Here is a 20,615-nt window from a genome sequence, read left to right as displayed (position 1 = left end):
GATGACATGACGACTCCTCTGCTGGATGCGGGACACCGCTCACACTGCTCGCCCACGGAGCCCGGCGGATCGCCGGTGCGACCGATTTCGGATCTCCCTCGCGCGAGTGAGGACGGCCGGCGGCTGCGGGAGTAGCGTCGGTCACAGGCGCGATCCGAGGAGGAGTCGATGTCCGACGTTTCTGCGATACGGCGTGCGCTGCACGGATGGTCGGCGCGCCTGCGCAGCCTTCCCCCCGCCGGAGCGGATGCCGCACTCACGGTGCTGGCATTGGCCGGACAGGTCACCCCGTTCCTGACCACCACCCGCGGGGATGGCAGGCCCTGGACCGCCGCCGAGTTCCTGCCGGTCCTGCTCGTCTCGCTTCCCGTCCTGGGGCGCCGGCATGCGCCGATCACCTGTCTGCTCATCTCCGCGGCGGGGATCGGCGTGTACGCGATCGTCGGCGGTGACGGGCCGGAGCAGCCGATCTGGTACGGCGCGCTCATGCTCATGTACGCGGTGGCCGAGCGGGCACCGCAGCGGCAGCGCCGGCTGACCCTCGTCCTGGCGGCGGCCGGGATCACGATCATCGGCGGCGTCTTCGGATCGCTCGCCGTCGGGATCCGGGAGGCGATCCTGTGGGGAGCGGCGTACGCATTGGGCCGAAGTGCGAAACTCCACCGGGAGAACACGACGATGCTCGAGGAACGGGCGGCACGGGCAGCGCGCGAGCGTGCGGTGGAGGCCGAGCGGGCAGCCGAGCGGGAGCGCGCCAGGATCGCCAGGGATATGCACGACATCCTCGCCCACGCGGTCAGCCTGATGGTCGTGCAGGCGGAGGCCGGAGCGGCAGCCGGAGCTGCTGTTCCCGGGCGCAGCGAGGCCATCTTCGACGCGATCGCCGAGGCGGGCCGCGATGCGATGGGTCAGCTGCGAAGAACGCTGGGCCTGCTCGCGGAGCCCGACCTCGCTCGGACTCCGCAGCCGACTCTCGCCCGGCTCCCCGATCTCGTCGCCGGCGTCGGCCTGCACGGAACCCTCCAGTCCAGCGGCATCCCCCGCGCGCTGCCACCCGACGTGGAGGTCGCGGTCTATCGGATCGTCCAGGAGGCGCTCACCAACGTGATCAAGCACGCCGATGCCGAGAATGTCGCGGTCGCGCTGCGCTGGGACGACTCCGAGCTGATCGTCTCGGTGGTGGACGACGGCAAGCGCGCCACGACCCCCGGCGCGGACAGCGGGAGCGGGGCCGGCCTGATCGGCATCCGGGAACGTGCCGCCGCGTGCGGTGGGTCGGCGCGATCCGGCCCTCGTGTCGGAGCGAGCGGGTTCGAGGTCACGGCTCGGATACCCGCTTCATGAGCATTCGAGTGGTCGTGGCCGATGACCAGGAGCTGGTCAGGACGGGCTTCGTGATGATCCTCGACGCCCAGCCCGACATCGACGTCGTCGGCGAGGCGAGCGACGGGTTGCAGGCGATCGCCGCCGCCCAGGTGCACCGGCCCGACGTGATGCTGATGGATATCCGGATGCCGCAGCTCGACGGGATCGCGGCGACGAAGACCATCTGCGCCGCCACGGCGACCCGGGTGATCATGCTCACCACCTTCGACCAGGACGACTACGTCTTCGACGCACTGCGCTCCGGCGCGAGCGGCTACCTGCTCAAGGATCTGCGCCGCGACGACCTCGTGCAGGCCGTCCGGGTGGTCGCGGCGGGCGACGCCCTGATCGCTCCGGCGGTGACACGACGACTCATCGAGGCGGCAGTGCGCAGGCAGCCTCTTCCCGGCATTCCTGCCCGGTACCGCGAGGTGCTGACCGCTCGAGAGCTCGAGACCCTCGTCCTGTTGGGGCGCGCCCTGTCGAACGCGGAGATGGCCGCCGAACTCGTGGTGAGCGAGCACACGGTCAAGACGCACGTCAGCAACGTCCTGACCAAACTCCATCTGCGCGACCGCGCACAGGCGGCGATCAGTGCGTACGAGATGGGACTGATCGTTCCCGGCGCGCAGGACGATCGGCCGCCGGGCGGGATCAGCCCGTCGTCGTCGTGACGAGCGCCGGAAGCGCGACGCCGTGCAGCGCGTCGACCACCGGAGCGAGCTCCGGCTGGGTGGCCGCCTCGTCCAGCGCGCGGCGGAGCGTGGCGTCGTGGATCGGGTGGGCTCGTTCGTAGAGCTCACGACCGGATGCCGTCAGCTCGGTGTAGATGCCGCGGCGGTCGTCGGCGCACAGCACGCGCGTGAGGAGAGCGCGGTCCTCCAGGCGGTTCACGAGCCGGGTCGTGGCGCTGGGACTCAGCGCGGTCGCCCTGGCGAGCTGCTGCATGCGCATGTGCCAGCCGTCCTGACGCTCCAGCGCGTCGAGCACGGTGTACTCCACGACCGAGAGACCGACGGCGTCACCCAGGGCGCGCTCCAGCTCGGCTTCGATCAGACCGTGCAGAGCGGCCAGTGTCCGCCACCCCTGGGCGCGCACTTCGACGGCGTCGTCCGCGATTCCCATCAGCACTCCTCAAGTAGTTGCTTGCGCTTTATAGTTGCGTGTGCAACGATTGTGCTTCGACGCGCAATATCCGGCGTCTGCAATCAAATCACTTTATCAGGAGAATCGTCATGCCCGCAGGACTGATCGCACTCGCCATCGGGGCGTTCGGCATCGGACTCACCGAGTTCGTCATCATGGGACTGCTGCCGGAGGTCGCCGCCGACTACGGTGTCACCGAATCCGCGGCCGGCTGGCTCATCTCCGGCTATGCGCTGGCCGTCGTCGTGGGCGCTCTGCTTCTGACCGCCGCGACCACGCGCCTGCCCCGCAAGCCCGTGCTGCTGGGGCTGCTCGTTCTCTTCATCCTCGGCAACACCCTCACGGCGCTCGCTCCCGACTACGGCACCGCCATGACCGGCCGGATCATCGCCGCCCTCTGCCACGGCGCGTTCTTCGGCATCGGCTCTGTCGTCGCGGCCGGCCTGGTGGCCCCGGAGAAGAAGGCCGGTGCGATCGCGATCATGTTCACCGGCCTCACCGCGGCGAACGTCTTCGGCGTGCCGTTCGGCACGTTCATCGGGCAGGAGTTCGGCTGGCGTTCGACCTTCTGGGTGATCTCCGCCATCGGCGTGCTGGCGTTCATCGGCATCGCGGCGCTCGTACCGGCCCTGCCGCGGCCCGATCAGAGCATCAGCCTCCGCCAGGAGCTGCGGGCCTTCCGGTCCGGCCAGGTCTGGTTCTCGCTGGTGGTCACGATCCTCGCCTTCGGCGGCATGTTCGGGGCGTTCACCTACATCGCCTACACGCTCACCGAGGTCAGCGGATTCGCGTCCTCCGCCGTGCCCTGGCTGCTGGTGCTCTTCGGCGGCGGCCTCGTGCTCGGCAACTGGCTGGGCGGCCGCCTCGCCGACCGGGCCATCGACCGTACGCTCATCGTCTTCATCGCGGCACTGGTCGTCGTGCTCGCCTTCTTCGCCCTCTTCGCGCAGTCCGGGATCGCGACCGTCTTCGCCCTGTTCCTGATGGGCGGCTTCGGGTTCGGCACGGTGCCCGGTCTGCAGAGCAGGGTCATGCACTACGCCGGCGGTGCGCCGACGCTCGCCTCCGGCGCCAACATCGGCGCGTTCAACGTCGGCAACGCGCTGGGCGCGTGGGCCGGCGGCGTGGGGATCTCCGCCGGGCTCGGCTACACCTCGCCGATCTGGCTCGGCGCGATCATCACCGGCGCCGCGCTGGTGGTCATCGTGATCGCCGCTGCACGCGCGCGCATTCCCGCGACGTCGGACGCGCAGGCCCCGGTCACCGCCGTCGTGCGCTGATCCGAGCGGCGCTCAGCCGGTCGTCGTCGCGACGATGACCGGCGTCATCGCGGCCATCAGCGCCGCAGCGATCGCCGTGTTCACCGCCTTCGTGACGGCGTCGCCCGCTGCCGAGCCCGAGACGAGCTGCTCGATGCGCTTCTTCAGCTGACCCGCTGATGCCCCGGCCGCCTCGTTCTTCAGGATCGGATGCGCCGCGTTCATCCCCTGCAGGATCGCGAGGATCGTGACGTCCGCCTGAGTGGGCGCGGCCGAACCGGACAGCACGGCGGCGAGCCGGGAGCGGATCAGCATCTCGGGCCCGGGATCCGATTCGGGCGTGCGCAGCGAACCCCATCCGAAGAAGCCGCGCTCTCCGCGCACGAGCACACCCTGGACGACGAGCGACTCGATGACGTGGTCGAGCGGGTCGAGCTTCGACCGCATCAGGAGCGACTGCAGGCGCTTGCCGCTCAGCGGCTCGAGACGGACGAGGGTGGCGTCGAGCACCGGATTCCCGGTCGGCTCGGCCGAGACGACCTGCACGGCGGGATTCTTCTCCTCCGTCACCACGACGCGACCCTGCACGGAGAGGTCGACGATGACCGCGGCGATCGCACCGAACAGGCGGTGCACGCTCGCGGCGCTCTCGACGCGTCCGTCCGGCCGGGTCAGCAGCAGGTGGAGTTCCTCGACGATCAGCATGGCTTCACGCTACGGAAGGCGGATGCCGACGGCATCCCCCGCACGACGGATTTCCCTCGGAGGATACGGCCGCACGCAGAAGCGCCGCGCCCTCCGGAGAGGACGCGGCGCTTCGGAGCCGGGAGTTACTCGCCGGCGATCTTCTTGGCGTCATCCGCGTTGAGCACGCGGAACAGGATCGCAGCGATCACCGCACCGACGACCGGAGCGACGATGTAGAGCCACAGCGAGCTCCACGCGAAGTAGCCGCCCACCGAGAGGCCGAGGGCCACGGCCGGGTTGAAGCCGCCGCCCGAGATCGAGCCGACGGTCGCCGCGCCGACGAACACCGTGGCGCCGATCGCGAGACCGTAGAACGAGTTGCCGTCGGTGCCCTTGGCGGTGGCGGTGTTGAGCACGACCCAGACGAGGATCAGCGTGAACAGCGCCTCGACGAGGAAGGCCGGGCCGATCTCGATGACGACCGCCTTGCCGCCGCTCGGCCACACGGCCAGGCTGGCGAGGGCGGCCAGCGCGCCGCCGACGAACTGGGCGATGAGGTAGGCGATGAAGTCGACGACGCTGAGGCCGCCGCGCAGGAAGACACCGACCGAGACGGCCGGGTTCAGGTGCGCGCCCGAGATGTGGCCCGTCGAGTAGACGAGGACCATGAGGGTGAAGCCGATCGCGAGCGGTGTCAGCGGGCTTTCGCTGTTCACCGCGGCGATGATGGCGAGGACGAAGAGGAAGGTCGCGAGGCCTTCGGCGAGCGCCTTCCGTGCGGTACCGGTCATGAGAGAACCCGTTTCTTGTGTCAGGTCGTGAAGCGATCCCCTCGATCGCCCCTGCCGGAGGCCGGCGGACCGTCCTTCGTGCGACGACAATTTATCGGCGATCCTGCAGTGGATCGCCGCGCCGCGCGGCATGTCTGTGAGAATGCTGAGTGCGTGACACCGGCATATCTGTCAACCCCGTCGCGGCGATCCGCCGTCGGCCCTAGCTTTCGAGGATGACCACCGAGACCGCGACCGGCGCCGAGGCTCCCACTCGCCTCCGCAGAGCCATCACCGGACCGCTGCTCTTCGCCTTCATCCTGGGCGACGTCCTCGGAGCGGGGATCTACGCGCTCATGGGCGTGCTCTCCGAGAAGGTGGGTGGGATGCTCTGGGCGCCTCTGCTGCTCGCGCTTCTGCTCGCGCTGCTCACGGCCGGCTCCTACGCGGAGCTCGTGACCAAGTATCCGAGGGCCGGCGGATCGGCGGTCTTCGCCGAGCGGGCCTTCCGCAGTCCGCTCGTCTCCTTCCTCGTGGGGTTCAGCATGCTGGCGGCCGGCGTGACCAGCGCCGCCGGGCTCGCCATCGCGTTCGCCGGCGACTACTTCCGCACGTTCATCGATCTGCCGACGATTCCCGTCGCCATCGCGTTCCTCGCTGTGGTCGCGCTCCTCAACGCCCGCGGCATCCGGGAATCCCTGGGCGCCAACCTCGTCATGACCGCGATCGAGCTCAGCGGACTGGTGATCGTGATCGCCGTCGTCGCGGTCTTCGTCGGCGGGGGCGGCGGCGACGTGTCGCGCATCACCGAGACGCCCGAGGGAACGAGCGTGGGCATGGCCGTCCTCGCCGGCGCCGTGATCGCGTACTACTCCTTCGTCGGGTTCGAGACCTCGGCCAACATGATCGAAGAGGTGAAGAACCCGCGGCGCACGTATCCCCGCGCCCTGTTCGCTGCGCTCTTCACGGCGGGCGGGGTCTACGTGCTGGTGGGGCTGGCGAGCTCGATCGCGCTGCCGGCGGCGGATCTGCAGGAGTCCAGCGGACCGCTCCTCGCCGTGGTCGAGGCGACCGGCGTCAGCATTCCCTCCTGGCTGTTCAGTCTGATCGCGCTCATCGCGGTCGCGAACGGCGCCCTCCTGACGATGATCATGGTCAGCCGCCTGACCTACGGCATGGCCGAGCAGAACCTGCTTCCTGCCGCGCTGGGCCGCGTGCTGCCGAACCGGAAGACCCCGTGGGTCGCCATCCTCACCACAACTCTCGTGGCGATGGGGCTCACCCTGGTCGGCGACCTGGCGACGCTCGCCGAGACCGTCGTGCTGCTGCTCCTGTTCGTCTTCCTCAGCGTGAACGTGTCGGTGCTGGTGCTGAGGCGGGACCGCGTCGAGCAGGACCACTTCCGCGTGTGGACCTTCGTGCCGGTGCTGGGGATCGGCTCCTGCATCCTGCTCCTCACGCAGCAGCGCCCCGTCGTGTGGCTGTTCGGCGCGATCCTGATCGCGGTCGGAGTGGCGCTGTACCTGCTGGCGAGGTGGGGCCGGAAGCGCACCGAGAGCCGGAAGACCGATGACGACCGCAACCCCGAGGAGAGTCATGAGCACGCCTGATCACGCATCCGCAGACGACGAGACCTTCGAGGAGAAGCGCCACGATCAGCTGACGGCGGCACCCGATGCCACCGAAGCCGACACCGCGCCGCGCATCGAGGTGAGCGAGCACGACGGCAACACCCGCATCGACATCGCTCCGGACGCACCGGTCCGCCCCGGGCCCGGGCCGGGCGTGGAGACCGACGACGCGTCTTCGTAAGGGCGCCGCTCAGGCGCTGCTCGCCCCGATCCGCGTCTTCGTGTCGGTGATCGTGGCGAAACCGCGCGCGGAGAGGATGCTCTCGGTGCGGCGCATGATGTCGTCACCCGACACGGCGGCGAGCGCACCGTGGGACGGGATGGCGGAGGTCGTCGTGGCATCCGTGACGAACTCGACCTCGAAGCCGAGGTCGGCGGCGACGCGCGCCGTCGTCTCGCAGCACTGCTCGGTGCGGATGCCGCAGATCACGACCCGGCGGATGCCGGCACCCTGCAGCCGCTCCTGGAGATCGGTCGACGTGAAGGCGTTGATCGTGGTCTTCGTGACGGCCGCTTCGTCGTCTGCCGGGGCGAGCTCACCGATCACGCGCACGAACCCGAGCGCGGGGTCGAACACTCCCCCGGTCCCGGGCTCGGAGTGGGTGATCCACACGACCGGGTCGCCGACCGTCCTGGCGTGATCGACGAGAAGCGCGATGTTGTCGAGCACCGCGGGGTTCGCGGTGGCCGCCCAGTCGTCGGGACGCTGGCGGAAGGACTCCTGCGCGTCGATCACGAGCAGAGCGGTGTCGGAGGATGCGGTCATCCGTTCAGCTTGGGCCCGCCGTCTGCGCCCCCACAAGACGCGGAACGGTCAGCAACGGGAGGGATCCCGCCACTCCCCGCTCACGACCCGGCGTCCGGCTCGCGCCCGAGGCGGGTGATCATGTCGAGGAAGACCCCGCGTTCCTCCGCGGTCAGCGGCGCCAGGAACTCGGTCTGCGCCTGCTCGACGACGGCGTCGAGGCGCAGGAGCTCGTCGCGCCCTCGCGCGGTGAGGGAGACGAGATTCTGCCGCCGGTCGGTCGGGTGCGCAGCGCGCATGATGAGCGCGTCCTTCTCCAGAGCGCTCAGCGCGACCGAGACATCGCTGCGGTCGAGACCCGTCACGCGCCCGAGCTCGGCTTGACTCACGGCACCCGCTTCGTCGAGCGCCGCGAGCAGACGGTAGTGATACGCCCGCGCTCCCGCATCGGCGAACAGCTCCTGCAGAAGGGAGTAGGCACGCAGGTGCGCGCGGCTGACCTGCCACGTCGCCCGGCCGTCGAGACGTTCCATGCCCCCACCCTACTCGTTGGCCTTACCCACGATCTGATATCGTTGGCCAGACCAACTAAAAGGAGAAGACCATGCTCGCTTTCAGCACACAGCTCATCGGACAGACGGAGAAGGCCTTGAATGCGCTCCTGCGCACGGTTCTGCTCGACCGACGGCTCTCCGAGCGTGAATGGGTCGCGCTGCGCCTCACCTCGCAGTTCGAGGGCCCCGGCACTCTCGTCGAGACCATCAGGGACAGCGCGCATTTCACCGACGCTGCCGACCTCCTGTCCGGCCTCGAGGCGCGCGGCCTGGTCGTCGACGAGGCGCTCAGCCCGGCGGGAGCCGACCTGGTCGCCGAGATCAGCCGCGAGATCGGAGCCCTGACCGAGCCCATCTGGGCGAGCATCGCCCCCGCCGACGCCGAGGCCGCGGCACGCGCACTCGACAGCGTGCTCACGCAGACCAGGGCGCTCCTTCGCGGCTAGAGCCAGCCCTTGCGCTTGAAGACCGCGTACAGGCCGACGCCCATGGCGAGCATCAGACCGATCGCCATCGGATAGCCGAGCACCCAGTGCAGCTCGGGCATGTGGTCGAAGTTCATCCCGTAGATGGTGCCGACCAGCGTCGGGGCGAACAGGATCGCGGCCCATCCGGAGATCTTCTTGACCTCATCGTTCTGGCGGATGCTCAGCTCGGTCATCCGCCGCATCTCCTCGTTCTGCCGGCGCGCCACGATGGTCGACTCGACCGTGAGGGCGTTGTCCAGCACCGTGCGGAACGTTGTCGCGCGATCCGTGACGCGCAGCGTGTGGTCGAGGACGTCGCGCAGATACTTCTGCAGCTCCTCGCTCACCCGGTACTTGTCCGACCCGCGCAGCAGGGCCTCCAGCATCCCCGAGAGCGGCTGCGTCGCTCGCTGGAAGTCGATGACCTCGCGGCCGAGGTCGTAGATGCGCTGTGTGGCGTCCACGTCCTCCTCGAACAGCTGACTCTCGATCTCGTCGATGTCGTTCTCGAGCCCGGCCAGCACCGGCGCGTACTCGTCGACCACCTCGTCGAGGATGGCGTAGAGCACCGCCTCCGGCCCGTGGCCGAGCAGCGTCGGATCGTCTTCCAATCGCCGGCGGACCCGCCCGAGATCGGGCGACTCGGCGTGCCGGATGGTCACCACGAAGTCCGGGCCGACGAGGACGTGCACCTCGCCGAACTCGACCTCCTCCGACGCATCGAGGTAGCGCGCCGGTCGCAGGACCATGAACAGCACGTCGCCATAGCGCTCCAGCTTCGACCGCTGGTGTCCGGCGAGCGCGTCCTCGACGACGAGCGCATGGATGCCGAACTCATCGGCGACCGCGCGGAGCTCCGCCTCACTGGGGCGGTACAGCCCGATCCAGCTCATCCCGCCGCGCTCGCGCATGCGCTCGAACGTCTCGCTGAGACTCTGCGGATTCTCGGTGCGGACGCCGTTCACGTAGATCGCGTTGTCGATGATCGCCATCGTCGCCGTCCTCCCTCTGCCGGATCAGCCCCGGATCACTCCACGGGCGGTTCGACGCAGACGAGCGCGGCGTCGAGGATGGCCTGGTGGTACTGCCCGGCCGTGAACGGCAGTCCGAACTCCGGTGCGGTCTCGCCGGAGGCCGCCGGCGCCTTGGAGGCGATCGCTGCGAGCTCCCACGAGAGGTACTGCGCGAACGTCGCGCCCGCCGTGGAGTCGTTCAGCACGACCGCCACCGTGAAGCCGGTCGTCGGGTCCGAGTAGGCGGCCGTCGCGTACCCGGGGGTCCAGCCGTGCTGGCCGACCATCGAGCCGACGAGGTAGGCGCCGCCCGTGGCCTGGTACCAGGACGCGGCGTCGGCAGCGACCGGGAGCGGAGCACCGAAGCGGTTCGGCTTGTCCTTGTCCTTGCGGAGCACCTGCGCCGCCTCGGCCTGCGCGTAGCGGCCGAGGTCGGTGATCGTCGAGACGACGCCGGAGTCCGTGAAACCGGCGCTGGACGAGAGCGCGGTGATGTCGACCGGTGCCGCGCAGGTGTATCCACCCGTGACGCCGTTGATGAAGTGCCCGTTCATCGACGGCGGGTCTGCCTTGACGCCGGGCAGCGACGTGTCAGGAAGGCCGAGGGGCTCGGTGACGTACTCCGCGATCAGCTCGGAGGCGGTCATCCCGGAGGCGCGCTCGAGCGCCATGCCGAGCAGCAGATATCCCGAGTCCGAATCGCGGTAGGTCGTGTGCGCGGCGACGCGGGTGATGCCCAGGCCGTAGCCCGCGAGCTCCAGAGGCGCCCACACGCGCTCGGGGGTGTTCAGCCAGGCGTTCTTCGCGACCGCCTCGGACGACCCGGCGCCGCTGGTGCCGTTGCAGAGGTCGAGGAGAGTGATGTCCTGCATGTCGGCGACGCCCGACACGTACTTCGGGACCTTCGCGTCGAGCTCGACGGTCCCCTCGTCGACGAGGGCGTAGAGCACATCGCAGGTCATCAGACGCGTCACGTCGGCGATGCGGAAGGACATGTCGGTGTCGACGGGCGTCGCGCCGTCACGATCCTGCGTGCCGGTCGCCGTGACCCAGGTGCCGCTCCAGGGGACCCACACCCCGACGATGGCCCCGGAGGCACCGGACGCCGCGACCGCACTGTCGACCGCTTCCTGCATGGCGGCGACCGTGTCGTCCGGCAGTGCGCCGTCGACCTGAGCGGGTGGCGTGTACGTGAAAGTCTCACCGGAGGAACAGCCGGTGAGGACCAGACCGATCACGGCCGCAGTGGCCGCGACGGCGCGCCACCGGCGCGACGAGAGATGCTGCATGGAAAGTACCCCCGAAGACGTGTCTCCCGAGTCTAGAACGCGGATGCTGAATTTCTGCACCGGCACCCGCTGCGCCGAGCGCCTCTAAGGTGTGAATGTGCCCCACGCCTTCGATGCCGATGTGATCTCCGCCGTCCTCCGCCACATGAACGGCGACCACACCGATGACAACCTCCTCATCGCGCGCGCCTTCGCCGCACCGGCCGATGCCCCGATCACGGATGCCGTGATGGTCGGCTTCGACGGCGACGGCGGAGTGTGGGAGATCACGCGGAACGCCACGGTCTCCGAGCTCCGCGTGCCGTGGCCGGGCGGCTCGATCGACGACCGGCCGGCCGTCCGCCGCGAGGTCGTCGCGCTCTACGACGCCGCCTGCGCACGTCTCGGAGTCGAGCCGCGCCCGCACGCCTGAGCCGCATCTCGCACTTCCGCATCAGGTTAGGTAAGCCTTACACTGGTCGCATGCCCGAGATCCTCTCCTTCTCCGCCGCCCTGCGCGAACGCTCCTCCGGGTCGCATTCCCGCAGCGAGGGCGCCGGCTTCATGTCCGACCTGCTGAAGGGCGAGGGCTCGCGCGAGGACTACATCTCGCTGGTCTCGCAGCACTACTTCATCTACGAGGCGCTCGAGGCAGCCGGCGAGCGGATGCGCCAGGACCCCGTGGCATCCGTCTTCCTCAGCGACAAGCTGACCCGCCTGCCCGCTCTCGAGGCCGACCTCGCCTTCCTGCTCGGGGCCGACTGGCTCGCGCGCATCACGCCACTGCCGACCACCCAGCGCTACGTCGAGCGCATCCGTCAGGTCGGCGCGACCTGGGCCGGCGGCTTCGTCGCCCACCACTACACGCGGTACCTCGGCGATCTGTCCGGCGGCATCTTCATCGGCCGTGTGATGGCCCGGCGCTTCGGGTTCGAGACCAACGGCATCGGCTTCTACCTGTTCGACGACATCGCCGACCCGTCTGCCTTCAAGGACGTCTACCGAGAGCAGCTCGACGCCGCCCCGTGGGACCAGGCGGAGCGCGAGCGCGTGATCGACGAGGTCCTCCTCGCCTACCGCTTCAACACCGAGCTCTTCGAAGACCTCGACCGCGCCCGCGTCGCGGCCTGACGATACGCGACCGCTCGGACGCTTCGACAAGCTCAGCGACCCAGGAGGCTGGGTCCCTGAGCTTGTCGAAGGGACGAAACGCCGCGTCACCCCTTCGGCAGCTCCGGCGTCGACTTCGCGAGCCACGCCTCGCGCATGAACCGCCGCACGTCCTCGTCGACGCGGATGTCGGTGGGGCGCAGCGCGCGCGACAGGTACAGACCCTCCAGAGACGTCAGCCGACTGAGGGCGACATACGTCTGGCCGGGGGCGAACGCCCCGGAGCCCAGGTCGATGATCGCGCGCTCGTACGTCTTCCCCTGCGACTTGTGGATCGTCACGGCCCAGGCCAGGCGCAGCGGGAACTGCGTGAACTCGGCCACCACGTCGCGGGAGAGCTTCTTGGTGCTCTGGTCGTAGGCGTAGCGGAAGCGTTCCCAGACCGCCGGCTCGACGTCGACCTCCTCGCCGTCGATGTCGACGCGCACCGCGCTCCCGAGGATGCGGATCACGGTGCCGATCGTGCCGTTCACCCAGCGGGGCGGCTCGCCCGACATCGCGGTGTCGTTGCGCAGGAACATGACCTGCGCGCCGACCTTGAGCTTCAGCTCCGACTCCGCCGGCAGCGACGCCTCGCCCCGCCCGAAGTCGCCGCTGACCTCGGCCCGCGCCGTCTGCTCCTTGCCGGGCAGGGCGTTCAAGTGCTGGCTGTTGATCTTGTTCACGATGTCGTTGCGGGTCGCGAGCGTGATCATCGGCACCTCGCCGGGCTCGGGGTCCGGCGGCGTGCGGGCTCCCTGGGCGTTGAGCACCCCGGCGATCTCGGCCGTCACCCGCCCGTACCGCACCGCGTTCAGCATCGCCTTGAATCCGTCGTCGGACTGCCGGTGGATGTTCACCAGCTCGCGCACGTGCAGCTCGGCCCGCGTGTCGACGGCGAAGAGGCCGTCCTGATCGGAGGAGCCGTAGCCGTGCGACTCGGCCCGCGTGCCGGAACCGGTCCAGGGCCCCGCCCACACCTTCGCATCGAAGAACCAGAACGACCGGTAGTGATCCTGCACGTAGCGGGCCTCGTCGCCGCGCGGCGGCACCGGAGCCAGCTGGTACGGATCGCCGAACATCACCACCTGCACTCCGCCGAAGGGCTCGCCGCGCCGACCGCGCGCCTGCCGCAGCGAGCGGTCGATGGCATCCATCAGATCGGCGTTGACCATGGAGATCTCGTCGATCACCAGGGTCTCGATCGCATTGAGGATGCGACGGGTCGCGTCGTTCTGGTCGATGTCGGCGTCGCCGATGAGCCCGATCGGCAGGCGGAAGAGGGAGTGGATGGTCTGCCCCTCCACGTTCAGCGCCGCGACCCCGGTCGGAGCGCAGATCGCGATCTGCTTCTTCGTGTTCCAGGCGAAGTGCTGCAGGAGCGTCGACTTGCCGGTGCCGGCGCGCCCGGTGATGAAGACGTGCTCGCCGGTGTCCTCGACGAGCCGGAACAGCTCTTGCTGCTCCTCGGACAGGGCGGGAAGGGACACGGTACTCACAGGGGCAGCAGACGGACACGGGGCGCCCACCCATGCTACGTCCCGGCATCCGCCCGCAGTCGCCGACGCTCGGCGTCGTCCCAGGACGCCCTCCTAGACTGACGCCATGCAGCAGGTCGCGACCACGGGGGCCCGGCGCGCCCGTCTCGGTGCCGACCTGGCGATGCTCGCGCTCGTGGGCGTCTTGCTCCTCGCCGCGATCGGCGCCGGCGCCGCCACGCTCTACCAGCAGTTCTACGGACCGTCGGCGTTCGTGACCCGCTATCTCGACCTCCTCGCCGCCGGCCGTGCCGCAGACGCCCTGCGGATCCCCGGCGTGGCCGTCGACCGCGAGACGCTGGACGCGGCAGGCATCGATGCCGCGGCATCCGAGGCCATGCTCCGTCACGCCGCGCTCGCCCCGCTGACCGACGTCGAGATCGAGTCGGAGGAGCCCGCCGACGGCAAGACGGCCGTGACCGTCAGCTACAAGGCCGGCGGCCACGCCGGAACCACCACGTTCCTCGTCGAACAGGACGGCTGGGCCGGAGTCACCCCCGACTGGCGCTTCACCACCAGCCCGCTGGCGGTCGTCGACCTCACGGTGCTCGGGGCCGACCGTTTCGCCGTGAACGGCTTCGAGGTCGATCGCCGCCAGGTGTCAGCCGCCGGGGCGGAGGCTGCCGCGGCCGATCCCCTGCCGCTGCTCGTGTTCACGCCCGGCCTGTACTCCGTCACGGTCGACACCCCCATCGCGCAGGCGTCCGGCACCGGGGTCCTCGCCGACACTCCCCTGGCCATCACGCCGCTCGAGGTGCAGACGACTCCGACCGAGGAGTTCATCGGCGTCGTGCAGCAGCGCGTCGAGGAGTTCCTCACCGAGTGCACGACTCAGGAGGTGCTGATGCCGGCCGCATGCCCGTTCGGCCTCGAGGTCAGGAACCGCATCGCCTCCCCGCCGAAGTGGTCGATCAGCACCCAGCCGCAGGTCACTGTCGCACCCGACGGCGGCAACTGGCAGATCCCGACGACGGATGCCGTCGCCCACGTCGAGGTCGAGATCCAGTCCCTGTTCGACGGCTCCGTCGAGCCGGTGTCCGAAGACGTGCCGTTCCAGGTCAACGGCACGATCACCATCCTGCCGGACGGAACCGCGTCGATCCGGGTCGGATCCCCCGACGACACCGTCCCCGACTGATCCGTCCGTCTAGCGGCGCTCGTGCTCCGCGGCGCGCCGGTCCCGCTCGGCGAGCGCCGCGAGCTTGGCGTTGTACTCCGCCAGCTCGGCGTCGCCGGTGCGATCCGCGTTCCGGTCGGTCCGACGCTGCAGCTTCGTGTCGTTGCGGCTCCACTGGATCGCGACCGTGATCGCCAGGATCAGGGTCGGGATCTCGCCGATCGACCAGGCGATGCCGCCGCCGACGTACTGGTCCGCCATCGGGTCTGCACCCCAGGCGCGGCCCATCGACCCGAACCAGTCGGCGACCATGAGGCCGTCCTGCATCATGATCGCGATGCCGAAGAACGCGTGCATGGCCATGATGGCGATGAGGGTGATGAGGCGTCCGGGGTACGGCAGGCGGTACGGCACGGGGTCGGCGCCGATCAGGCTCATCACGAACAGGTAGCCCGACATCAGGAAGTGGATGACCATCCACTCGTGACCGAGATGCTCGTACATCGACCAGCGCACGAGATCGGTGAAGTAGAACGCCCACAGCGACAGGATGAAGATGGCCGCCGCGACGAACGGATGCGTGAGAACGCGGGCGACGGGCGAATGCACGGCCCACATGATCCACTCGCGGCCGCCGCGGGTGCCGTCGTCGCGCTTGTGGACGGCACGCAGCGCGAGGGTGATCGGGGCCCCGGTCACGAGCAGCAGCGGGATCGCCATCGACAGCATCATGTGCCCGAGCATGTGCACGCTGAACAGGTACTCCTGGTACGCGTTGATCGGCCCGCCGGTCACCCAGACGAGCAGCAGCATCCCGAGGATCCAGAACACGGTGCGGTAGATCGGCCAACGATCGCCGCGACGGTGCAGGCGGATCACGCCGGCGAGGTAGAGGAAGAGTCCGAACCCGGCGGCGACGAGCCAGAGCACGTCGATGTTCCATGCCGTGAACCAGCGCTCGAGGGTGAGCTCCGGCGGGAGCGTCGCGCCGGTCAGGATCTCGGCGGGCGTCTGGGCGAACGCGGCGGTCTCGCCGGTCGGCGGGGGCGTGCGAGCGAGCGCTGCCGCGGCGCCGGAGGCGAGCCCCATCAGGGCGACCTCGCCGAGCACCAGCATCCAGAACCAGCGGGTGGCGCGTTCCCCGGAGAGCTTCGGGATGAGCCGGGTGCGGTACCAGGCACCGAGCAGGCCCATGCCGACGAGCAGGGCGACCTTCGCGAGGACGATCGCGCCGTACGGGGTGGCCCAGAGCGCGTCCCAGCTGCCGACCGCGACGATCGACCGAGTGACGCCCGACACCGCGACGACCGCGAAGGCCGCTATCGCGAGCGACGAGTATCGCGCCACCAGTCGCGGGGTGTCGACGTCGGTGCGTCCGCGCAGGAGCACGAGCAGCAGCAGTCCGCCAAGCCAGACGGCCGCGGCGATCATGTGCAGCAGGATCGAGTTCACCGCGATGTTGTGGCCGGCGAGATCTCCCGCGTGCCCCTGCGTCGCGAGCGGAAGGAAGGATGCCGCGGCGAGGAGAGCCGTGATGAGCGTGGGTGTCCACGTGCGCCAGGCGAACGCGAGGACCGTGATGACGGCGCCGAAGATCGTGGTGATGAGCCAGGACTGGCCGAGGGGCAGGTCGAGCAGGAACCGGCCGAGCTGCGTGCCGAACTCGCGCTCGATGCTGAGCTTCGGGTTGAACGCCGCCATGAACGCGAGGAAACCGGCGAGCCCGGACGCGACCGTGAAGATCGCGGCCCCGACCGATGCGATGTTCAGCGCCGCGTCGAAAGCCTTCTCGCCGGCGCGCAGCGCGAACAGGGCGAGCACGAGGGAGCCGAGCATCGCGGCGCCGGCGATGTTCATGACCAGCCTCGCGATCGGAGTGCCCCACAGCACGAAGGGTCCAGGGTCCTGCAGGAGCGGAGGCTTGGCGCCTCCTCCGAGGGCGAGCGCGATCACGGTCGCGACGACCGCCGCGACGAGGAGGATCGCGATCCCGGCGAGTCGATACGCCGAGGACCGGGTGGTCGTCTCGGCGCGGGAAGTCACCCCACCAGCCTAAGCCGCGGCATCCGTGCCGGCTGACCGTCCGGGAACGCCGAAGGCCGCCATCCCGCGAGGGACGGCGGCCTTCGTGAAGGTGCGTCGAATTACTTGACGGCAGCCTTGAGCTTGGAGCCAGCGGTCACCTTGACGCGCTTGCCGGCCGGGATCTTGATCTCGGCGCCGGTCTGCGGGTTGCGGCCCGTGCGGGCAGCCGTGTCGACCTGCTCGAACGAGATCCAGCCCGGGATCGAGACCTTGCTGCCCTTGGCAACGGCGTCGGAGACCGTGGCGAACAGCGAGTCGAGGACACCGGAGACGGTGGCCTGGCTCTGGCCCGTGGCGCTTGCGATGCTCGCGACGAGCTCGGTCTTGGTGATGGACTTGTCAGCCATGTCACTCCTCCAGCGACGAGATCCCGTCGCATCGTTGTGGGTTCGGAGCGGATGCTCCTGGTCTTGCGACCGCCTCGAATGTATCAACGACCGCCCGCATTTCCGCGTCATTTCGCGGGTTTTGGGCAATTACTGGGCGTGTCGCACCACTTTGGTCACTCCAGTCACAGGTTTCAGGCCGTTTCAGGTCCGGTGGGCGTCGATCACGGAACGCGCGGTGCGCTCGAAAGCCGGCGTCACGCGGTCATCGCCGTCGAGGTATCCGCCCACGAGGGCCGCGTCCCGCAGCAGGACGAGGGATGCCGCGACGTCGGCCGGCCGGTCGAGACCCGCCGCTTCGGCGACGGCCTGCAGGGTCGCACGGAACCACTCGCGGTGCTCGCCGATGAGCTGCCGCACGGCGCCGGCGGCATCCGGATACTCGGCGGCCGCATTGATGAACGGGCAGCCGCGCGTGTGGCGGTGGCGGATGTCGGCGGCGATGCCGTCGATCACCGCGGTCAGCAGGTCGTCGGGGGCAGCGCCGGTTGAGCCGGCAGCAGCGAACAGCTCCCGGAGCATCGTGTCCTCGTTCGCGAGGTACGCGAGCACGAGGTTCTCCTTGCCGCCGAACTGCTTGTAGAGGGTGGCGCGCGTCACCGCGGCCTCCTCGATCACGCGATCCACGCCCACCGCGTGGATGCCCTCCTCGTAGAAGAGCCGGGTGGCGGCGTCGATCAATCGTGCGCGGGCGGGACTGGGGCGCTTCGTGGTGGTGGTCATGATCTCTCTCCTCTCATCGTCGCATCCGATCCCCGCATCCGGTCCTCGTATCCGGTCCTCGAGAAGAAATTCGGAAAAGGAGTTGCGGTAGATAGAACGTTCGGTCTACTATCACTATACGGCAGCCGCACAGGGCGGGGCCCGACAAGGAGAAGGCATCATGAACAGCACCGACATCACCAGCACCGGCAAGGCACCGATCGTCCTGATCCACGGGCTGTGGATGACGCCGAAGAGCTGGGACACCTGGGCCGAGCGCTTCCGGGCGAAGGGGCACGAGGTCGTCGTTCCCGGGTGGCCCGGTATCGACGACCGCACGGTCGAGGACATCCGCCGGAACCCGGAGGCCCTCAAGGGCATCGGCCTGAAGCAGATCGCCGACCACTACGAGCGCATCATCCGCGCCCTCCCGGTCAAGCCGATCATCATGGGCCACTCGTTCGGCGGTGTGATCACCCAGATGCTCGCCGATCGCGGACTCGGTGTCGCCTACGTGGGCGTCGCGCCGGGACAGACGGCCGGCGTCACGGCACTCCCCCTCTCCACCCTCTGGACCGGCACGCCGATCCTCGCGAACCCGTTCGGCCGCAACGGCGCCAAGCCGCTGTCCAAGCGCCACTTCCACTTCACCTTCGGCAACGACCTTCCCCGCGCAGCATCCGATCTGCTCTGGGAGGACTACGCGGTGAACTCCTACAACCGGGTCTTCTTCGAGGGCGTCACCTCCGTGCTGAACGAGAAGGGCGGCGTGACCCGCGTCGACTACGCCCGCACCGACCGTGCACCGCTGCTGCTGATCGCCGGCGAGATCGACCACGTCGTGCCGCCGGCCATCGTCCGCGCGATCGAGAAGAAGTACCGCTCCACCGGCAGCCCTGCGATCGTCGAGCGCAAGGAGTACGCCGGACGGACGCACCGCCTGGTCAGCCAGGACGGCTGGGAAGAGATCGCCGACGAGGCCCTCGCCTGGGCGGTGTCGCACGCGGCCCAGCCGACGGCATCCGTCGCCTGATGCCGGGGCGCTGCGCGTCGGGCAACCCCGCCCGGACGCACGAAAAGGGGCGAGGATCCGAAGATCCTCGCCCCTTTCGAGTACTGGTGCTTACCAGCTGGACTTGGTCACGCCGGGCAGCTCGCCACGGTGTGCCATGTCACGGAAGCGGACACGCGAGATGCCGAACTTCGTGAGGACACCGCGGGGGCGGCCGTCGATGACGTCGCGCGAACGCACGCGAGCCGGCGACGCGTTGCGCGGCAGCTTCTGCAGGCCGACGCGTGCGGCCTCGCGGGCCTCGTCGGTGGCGTTCGGGTCGACCAGGGTCTTCTTCAGCTCGGCGCGACGCTCGGCGTAGCGCTCGACGATGACCTTGCGCTGCTCGTTGCGAGCGATCTTGCTCTTCTTAGCCATTGATCAACGCTCCTCTCGGAATTCGACGTGCTTGCGGACGACCGGGTCGTACTTCTTCAGCACGAGGCGGTCGGGGGTGTTGCGGCGGTTCTTCTTCGTCACGTACGTGTAACCCGTACCTGCCGTCGAACGCAGCTTGATGATCGGACGGACGTCCTGAGCCTTCTTGGCCATTAGAGCTTCACACCCTTCGCCTGGAGGTCCTTGACGACGTTCTCGATGCCGCGGACGTCGATCACCTTGATGCCCTTGGCGGACACGTTGAGCGTGATCTTACGACCGAGCGAGGGGACGAAATACGTCTTCTTCTGCACGTTCGGGTCGAAGCGGCGCTTCGTCCGGCGGTGCGAGTGCGAGACGTTGTGACCGAAACCGGGAACAGCTCCGGTCACCTGGCACACTGCTGCCATGATGGTGACTCCTTCTCTACCGTGAGGCCGACGGCCCCACCCAAGATCCCTTGTCTGCACGCCTCGGGCCCTTCGACTCCTTCGACAAGCTCAGGAACCGAGAAAACCCAGCAGGCACGCGAACTGCGCACAGGAGTGTGCGCAGACAAAGAGTCAGTCTAGCACGCCGGAAGCAGCCGCCTGCGCCCCGCGACCCCAGCGGAACGCCGACACGGTCGGGTCGCCCTCGAGCCAGAAGCGCCAGGGGAAAGCGTCCGTTCCGGCAACGCCGGCGACGCCGACTCGGGGACCGCGCGCGAAGCCGCCCACAGGCTCTCCGAGCCACAGCTCCGCCCTGGCGCCGTGAAGCTCTTCGCCGGTGATCGCATCGATCCCGTCGTGCACCGGATGCCGAAGGCCCACGGCCTGACCGAGTCGACCAGGGCCGCGCGCGAGATCGCGCAGCGCCGTGCGGCCGAGCGGCAGTGTCGCACCACGGCGTCGGGCCGCGGCATCCGTTCCGAAGACGACCTCGCCCGCCCGGAGCAGCACGCCGTCTCCCTGACCCTCGGGGCCGCAGACGACGTTGACGCACGAGTGGATGCCGTGGCTCAGGTACACGTACAGATGTCCGGGCTCTCCCCACATCGTGGCGTTCCGCGCCGTGCGGCCCATGCGCGCGTGCGAGCCGGGGTCGGGCAGCGCCCCCGTTCCCTGCCCGTGGTACGCCTCGACCTCGGTGATGCGCAGGCGCACCTCGACGGGAGCGGCGTCGGTGGCGACGCCCTGAGGGACGACGACCGTGCGCAACTCCGCACCGAGAAGACGAGGTGCGACCTCGACCGCCGAGCCGCTCAGCTCCGCACGCGTGGCGCGACGCCGCCCATCGTGTTCCGCCACCTCAGAACCGAGAGT

At 69.2% G+C, this 20,615-nt stretch carries 25 protein-coding genes; 10 read left to right on the top strand and 15 right to left on the bottom strand.

Going from position 1 to position 20,615, the window contains the following annotated elements; all coding sequences use genetic code 11:
* Positions 1 to 168 precede the first annotated feature (168 nt).
* Both ABD648_RS13815 and ABD648_RS13810 read left to right on the top strand, forming a co-directional pair.
* Positions 169 to 1,344, top strand: coding sequence for a sensor histidine kinase (locus ABD648_RS13815; protein WP_282215527.1), 1,176 nt, complete (start codon positions 169 to 171; stop codon positions 1,342 to 1,344).
* Positions 1,341 to 2,039 carry a response regulator gene (locus tag ABD648_RS13810; protein WP_282215526.1) on the top strand — a complete coding sequence of 233 codons (699 nt, stop codon included), beginning with the start codon at positions 1,341 to 1,343 and terminating at the stop codon, positions 2,037 to 2,039. The genes ABD648_RS13815 and ABD648_RS13810 overlap by 4 nt, the downstream gene beginning before the upstream one ends.
* Here the strand turns inward: ABD648_RS13810 and ABD648_RS13805 are convergent.
* Complete coding sequence (locus tag ABD648_RS13805; RefSeq protein ID WP_282215525.1) at positions 2,020 to 2,490, bottom strand: MarR family winged helix-turn-helix transcriptional regulator; 471 nt, start codon at positions 2,488 to 2,490, stop codon at positions 2,020 to 2,022. The two genes, ABD648_RS13810 and ABD648_RS13805, sit on opposite strands and share 20 nt — an antisense overlap.
* Before the next feature lie 110 nt (positions 2,491 to 2,600).
* Here ABD648_RS13805 and ABD648_RS13800 point away from each other — a divergent pair, with 110 nt between their 5' ends.
* Positions 2,601 to 3,791, top strand: coding sequence for an MFS transporter (locus ABD648_RS13800; protein ID WP_282215524.1), 1,191 nt, complete (start codon positions 2,601 to 2,603; stop codon positions 3,789 to 3,791).
* A 12-nt stretch (positions 3,792 to 3,803) separates the two neighbouring features.
* Here the strand turns inward: ABD648_RS13800 and ABD648_RS13795 are convergent, their stop codons facing one another.
* The gene (locus tag ABD648_RS13795) at positions 3,804 to 4,475 is read right to left on the bottom strand and encodes a GOLPH3/VPS74 family protein (RefSeq protein ID WP_282215523.1); all 672 of its coding nucleotides are present in this window, start codon (positions 4,473 to 4,475) and stop codon (positions 3,804 to 3,806) included.
* A 125-nt stretch (positions 4,476 to 4,600) separates the two neighbouring features.
* Positions 4,601 to 5,248: an MIP/aquaporin family protein gene (locus ABD648_RS13790; RefSeq protein ID WP_282215522.1), complete on the bottom strand. Its 648-nt coding sequence runs from the start codon at positions 5,246 to 5,248 to the stop codon at positions 4,601 to 4,603.
* A 215-nt stretch (positions 5,249 to 5,463) separates the two neighbouring features.
* Here ABD648_RS13790 and ABD648_RS13785 point away from each other — a divergent pair, with 215 nt between their 5' ends.
* Entirely contained in the window at positions 5,464 to 6,837 is a 1,374-nt protein-coding gene (locus tag ABD648_RS13785) for an APC family permease (protein ID WP_282215521.1), read from the top strand.
* Positions 6,824 to 7,039: a multidrug transporter gene (locus tag ABD648_RS13780; RefSeq protein WP_282215520.1), complete on the top strand. Its 216-nt coding sequence runs from the start codon at positions 6,824 to 6,826 to the stop codon at positions 7,037 to 7,039. The genes ABD648_RS13785 and ABD648_RS13780 overlap by 14 nt, the downstream gene beginning before the upstream one ends.
* A gap of 9 nt (positions 7,040 to 7,048) precedes the next feature.
* On the opposite strand, the gene ABD648_RS13775 is transcribed toward ABD648_RS13780, so the two are convergent.
* Positions 7,049 to 7,624 carry a cysteine hydrolase family protein gene (locus tag ABD648_RS13775; protein WP_282215519.1) on the bottom strand — a complete coding sequence of 192 codons (576 nt, stop codon included), beginning with the start codon at positions 7,622 to 7,624 and terminating at the stop codon, positions 7,049 to 7,051.
* A gap of 80 nt (positions 7,625 to 7,704) precedes the next feature.
* Positions 7,705 to 8,136 carry a MarR family winged helix-turn-helix transcriptional regulator gene (locus tag ABD648_RS13770; RefSeq protein WP_282215518.1) on the bottom strand — a complete coding sequence of 144 codons (432 nt, stop codon included), beginning with the start codon at positions 8,134 to 8,136 and terminating at the stop codon, positions 7,705 to 7,707.
* A 71-nt stretch (positions 8,137 to 8,207) separates the two neighbouring features.
* Between ABD648_RS13770 and ABD648_RS13765 the strand changes: the two genes are divergently transcribed.
* Positions 8,208 to 8,603, top strand: a complete 396-nt coding sequence (locus ABD648_RS13765; protein ID WP_282215517.1) for a hypothetical protein — start codon at positions 8,208 to 8,210, stop codon at positions 8,601 to 8,603.
* Here ABD648_RS13765 and corA read toward each other — a convergent pair.
* Both corA and ABD648_RS13755 read right to left on the bottom strand, forming a co-directional pair.
* The gene (gene corA / locus ABD648_RS13760) at positions 8,600 to 9,616 is read right to left on the bottom strand and encodes a magnesium/cobalt transporter CorA (protein WP_282215516.1); all 1,017 of its coding nucleotides are present in this window, start codon (positions 9,614 to 9,616) and stop codon (positions 8,600 to 8,602) included. The two genes, ABD648_RS13765 and corA, sit on opposite strands and share 4 nt — an antisense overlap.
* A gap of 35 nt (positions 9,617 to 9,651) precedes the next feature.
* Entirely contained in the window at positions 9,652 to 10,926 is a 1,275-nt protein-coding gene (locus tag ABD648_RS13755) for a serine hydrolase domain-containing protein (protein WP_282215515.1), read from the bottom strand.
* Positions 10,927 to 11,023: 97 nt separating this feature from the next.
* Here ABD648_RS13755 and ABD648_RS13750 point away from each other — a divergent pair, with 97 nt between their 5' ends.
* Both ABD648_RS13750 and ABD648_RS13745 read left to right on the top strand, forming a co-directional pair.
* Positions 11,024 to 11,338, top strand: coding sequence for a DUF2470 domain-containing protein (locus ABD648_RS13750; protein ID WP_282215514.1), 315 nt, complete (start codon positions 11,024 to 11,026; stop codon positions 11,336 to 11,338).
* A 50-nt stretch (positions 11,339 to 11,388) separates the two neighbouring features.
* Positions 11,389 to 12,036, top strand: coding sequence for a biliverdin-producing heme oxygenase (locus tag ABD648_RS13745; protein ID WP_282215513.1), 648 nt, complete (start codon positions 11,389 to 11,391; stop codon positions 12,034 to 12,036).
* Positions 12,037 to 12,122: 86 nt separating this feature from the next.
* Here the strand turns inward: ABD648_RS13745 and ABD648_RS13740 are convergent, their stop codons facing one another.
* On the bottom strand, positions 12,123 to 13,544 hold the full coding sequence (locus ABD648_RS13740; RefSeq protein WP_282217550.1) for an ATP-dependent DNA helicase: 1,422 nt from the start codon (positions 13,542 to 13,544) through the stop codon (positions 12,123 to 12,125).
* Between the two features lie 115 nt (positions 13,545 to 13,659).
* Between ABD648_RS13740 and ABD648_RS13735 the strand changes: the two genes are divergently transcribed.
* On the top strand, positions 13,660 to 14,730 hold the full coding sequence (locus ABD648_RS13735; RefSeq protein WP_282215512.1) for a hypothetical protein: 1,071 nt from the start codon (positions 13,660 to 13,662) through the stop codon (positions 14,728 to 14,730).
* A 9-nt stretch (positions 14,731 to 14,739) separates the two neighbouring features.
* Here ABD648_RS13735 and ABD648_RS13730 read toward each other — a convergent pair whose 3' ends face one another.
* From ABD648_RS13730 to ABD648_RS13720, 3 genes are all read right to left on the bottom strand, one after another.
* On the bottom strand, positions 14,740 to 16,752 hold the full coding sequence (locus ABD648_RS13730) for a bifunctional copper resistance protein CopD/cytochrome c oxidase assembly protein (protein ID WP_282215511.1): 2,013 nt from the start codon (positions 16,750 to 16,752) through the stop codon (positions 14,740 to 14,742).
* A 101-nt stretch (positions 16,753 to 16,853) separates the two neighbouring features.
* Positions 16,854 to 17,141: an HU family DNA-binding protein gene (locus ABD648_RS13725; protein ID WP_017203554.1), complete on the bottom strand. Its 288-nt coding sequence runs from the start codon at positions 17,139 to 17,141 to the stop codon at positions 16,854 to 16,856.
* Positions 17,142 to 17,324: 183 nt separating this feature from the next.
* Complete coding sequence (locus tag ABD648_RS13720; protein WP_282215510.1) at positions 17,325 to 17,903, bottom strand: TetR/AcrR family transcriptional regulator; 579 nt, start codon at positions 17,901 to 17,903, stop codon at positions 17,325 to 17,327.
* Between the two features lie 160 nt (positions 17,904 to 18,063).
* On the opposite strand from ABD648_RS13720, the gene ABD648_RS13715 reads away from it, so the two are divergent.
* Positions 18,064 to 18,915, top strand: a complete 852-nt coding sequence (locus tag ABD648_RS13715) for an alpha/beta hydrolase (RefSeq protein ID WP_282215509.1) — start codon at positions 18,064 to 18,066, stop codon at positions 18,913 to 18,915.
* Between the two features lie 90 nt (positions 18,916 to 19,005).
* On the opposite strand, the gene rpsN is transcribed toward ABD648_RS13715, so the two are convergent.
* The 4 genes from rpsN to ABD648_RS13695 form a co-directional block, all read right to left on the bottom strand.
* Positions 19,006 to 19,311: a 30S ribosomal protein S14 gene (gene rpsN / locus ABD648_RS13710; RefSeq protein WP_017829734.1), complete on the bottom strand. Its 306-nt coding sequence runs from the start codon at positions 19,309 to 19,311 to the stop codon at positions 19,006 to 19,008.
* A gap of 3 nt (positions 19,312 to 19,314) precedes the next feature.
* Positions 19,315 to 19,485 (bottom strand): 50S ribosomal protein L33, encoded by a 171-nt coding sequence (rpmG, locus tag ABD648_RS13705; RefSeq protein WP_046014935.1) that lies wholly within the window; start codon positions 19,483 to 19,485, stop codon positions 19,315 to 19,317.
* Positions 19,485 to 19,721, bottom strand: a complete 237-nt coding sequence (rpmB, locus tag ABD648_RS13700; RefSeq protein ID WP_017203559.1) for a 50S ribosomal protein L28 — start codon at positions 19,719 to 19,721, stop codon at positions 19,485 to 19,487. Before rpmB ends, rpmG begins: the two co-directional genes overlap by 1 nt.
* A 153-nt stretch (positions 19,722 to 19,874) precedes the next feature.
* Positions 19,875 to 20,600: a DNA-3-methyladenine glycosylase gene (locus ABD648_RS13695; RefSeq protein WP_282215508.1), complete on the bottom strand. Its 726-nt coding sequence runs from the start codon at positions 20,598 to 20,600 to the stop codon at positions 19,875 to 19,877.
* Between the last annotated feature and the right edge of the window lie 15 nt (positions 20,601 to 20,615).

It is taken from the genome of Microbacterium luteolum (assembly GCF_039533965.1).
Lineage (GTDB): Bacteria > Actinomycetota > Actinomycetes > Actinomycetales > Microbacteriaceae > Microbacterium > Microbacterium luteolum.
This window is presented reverse-complemented; position numbering and strand designations above follow the sequence as displayed.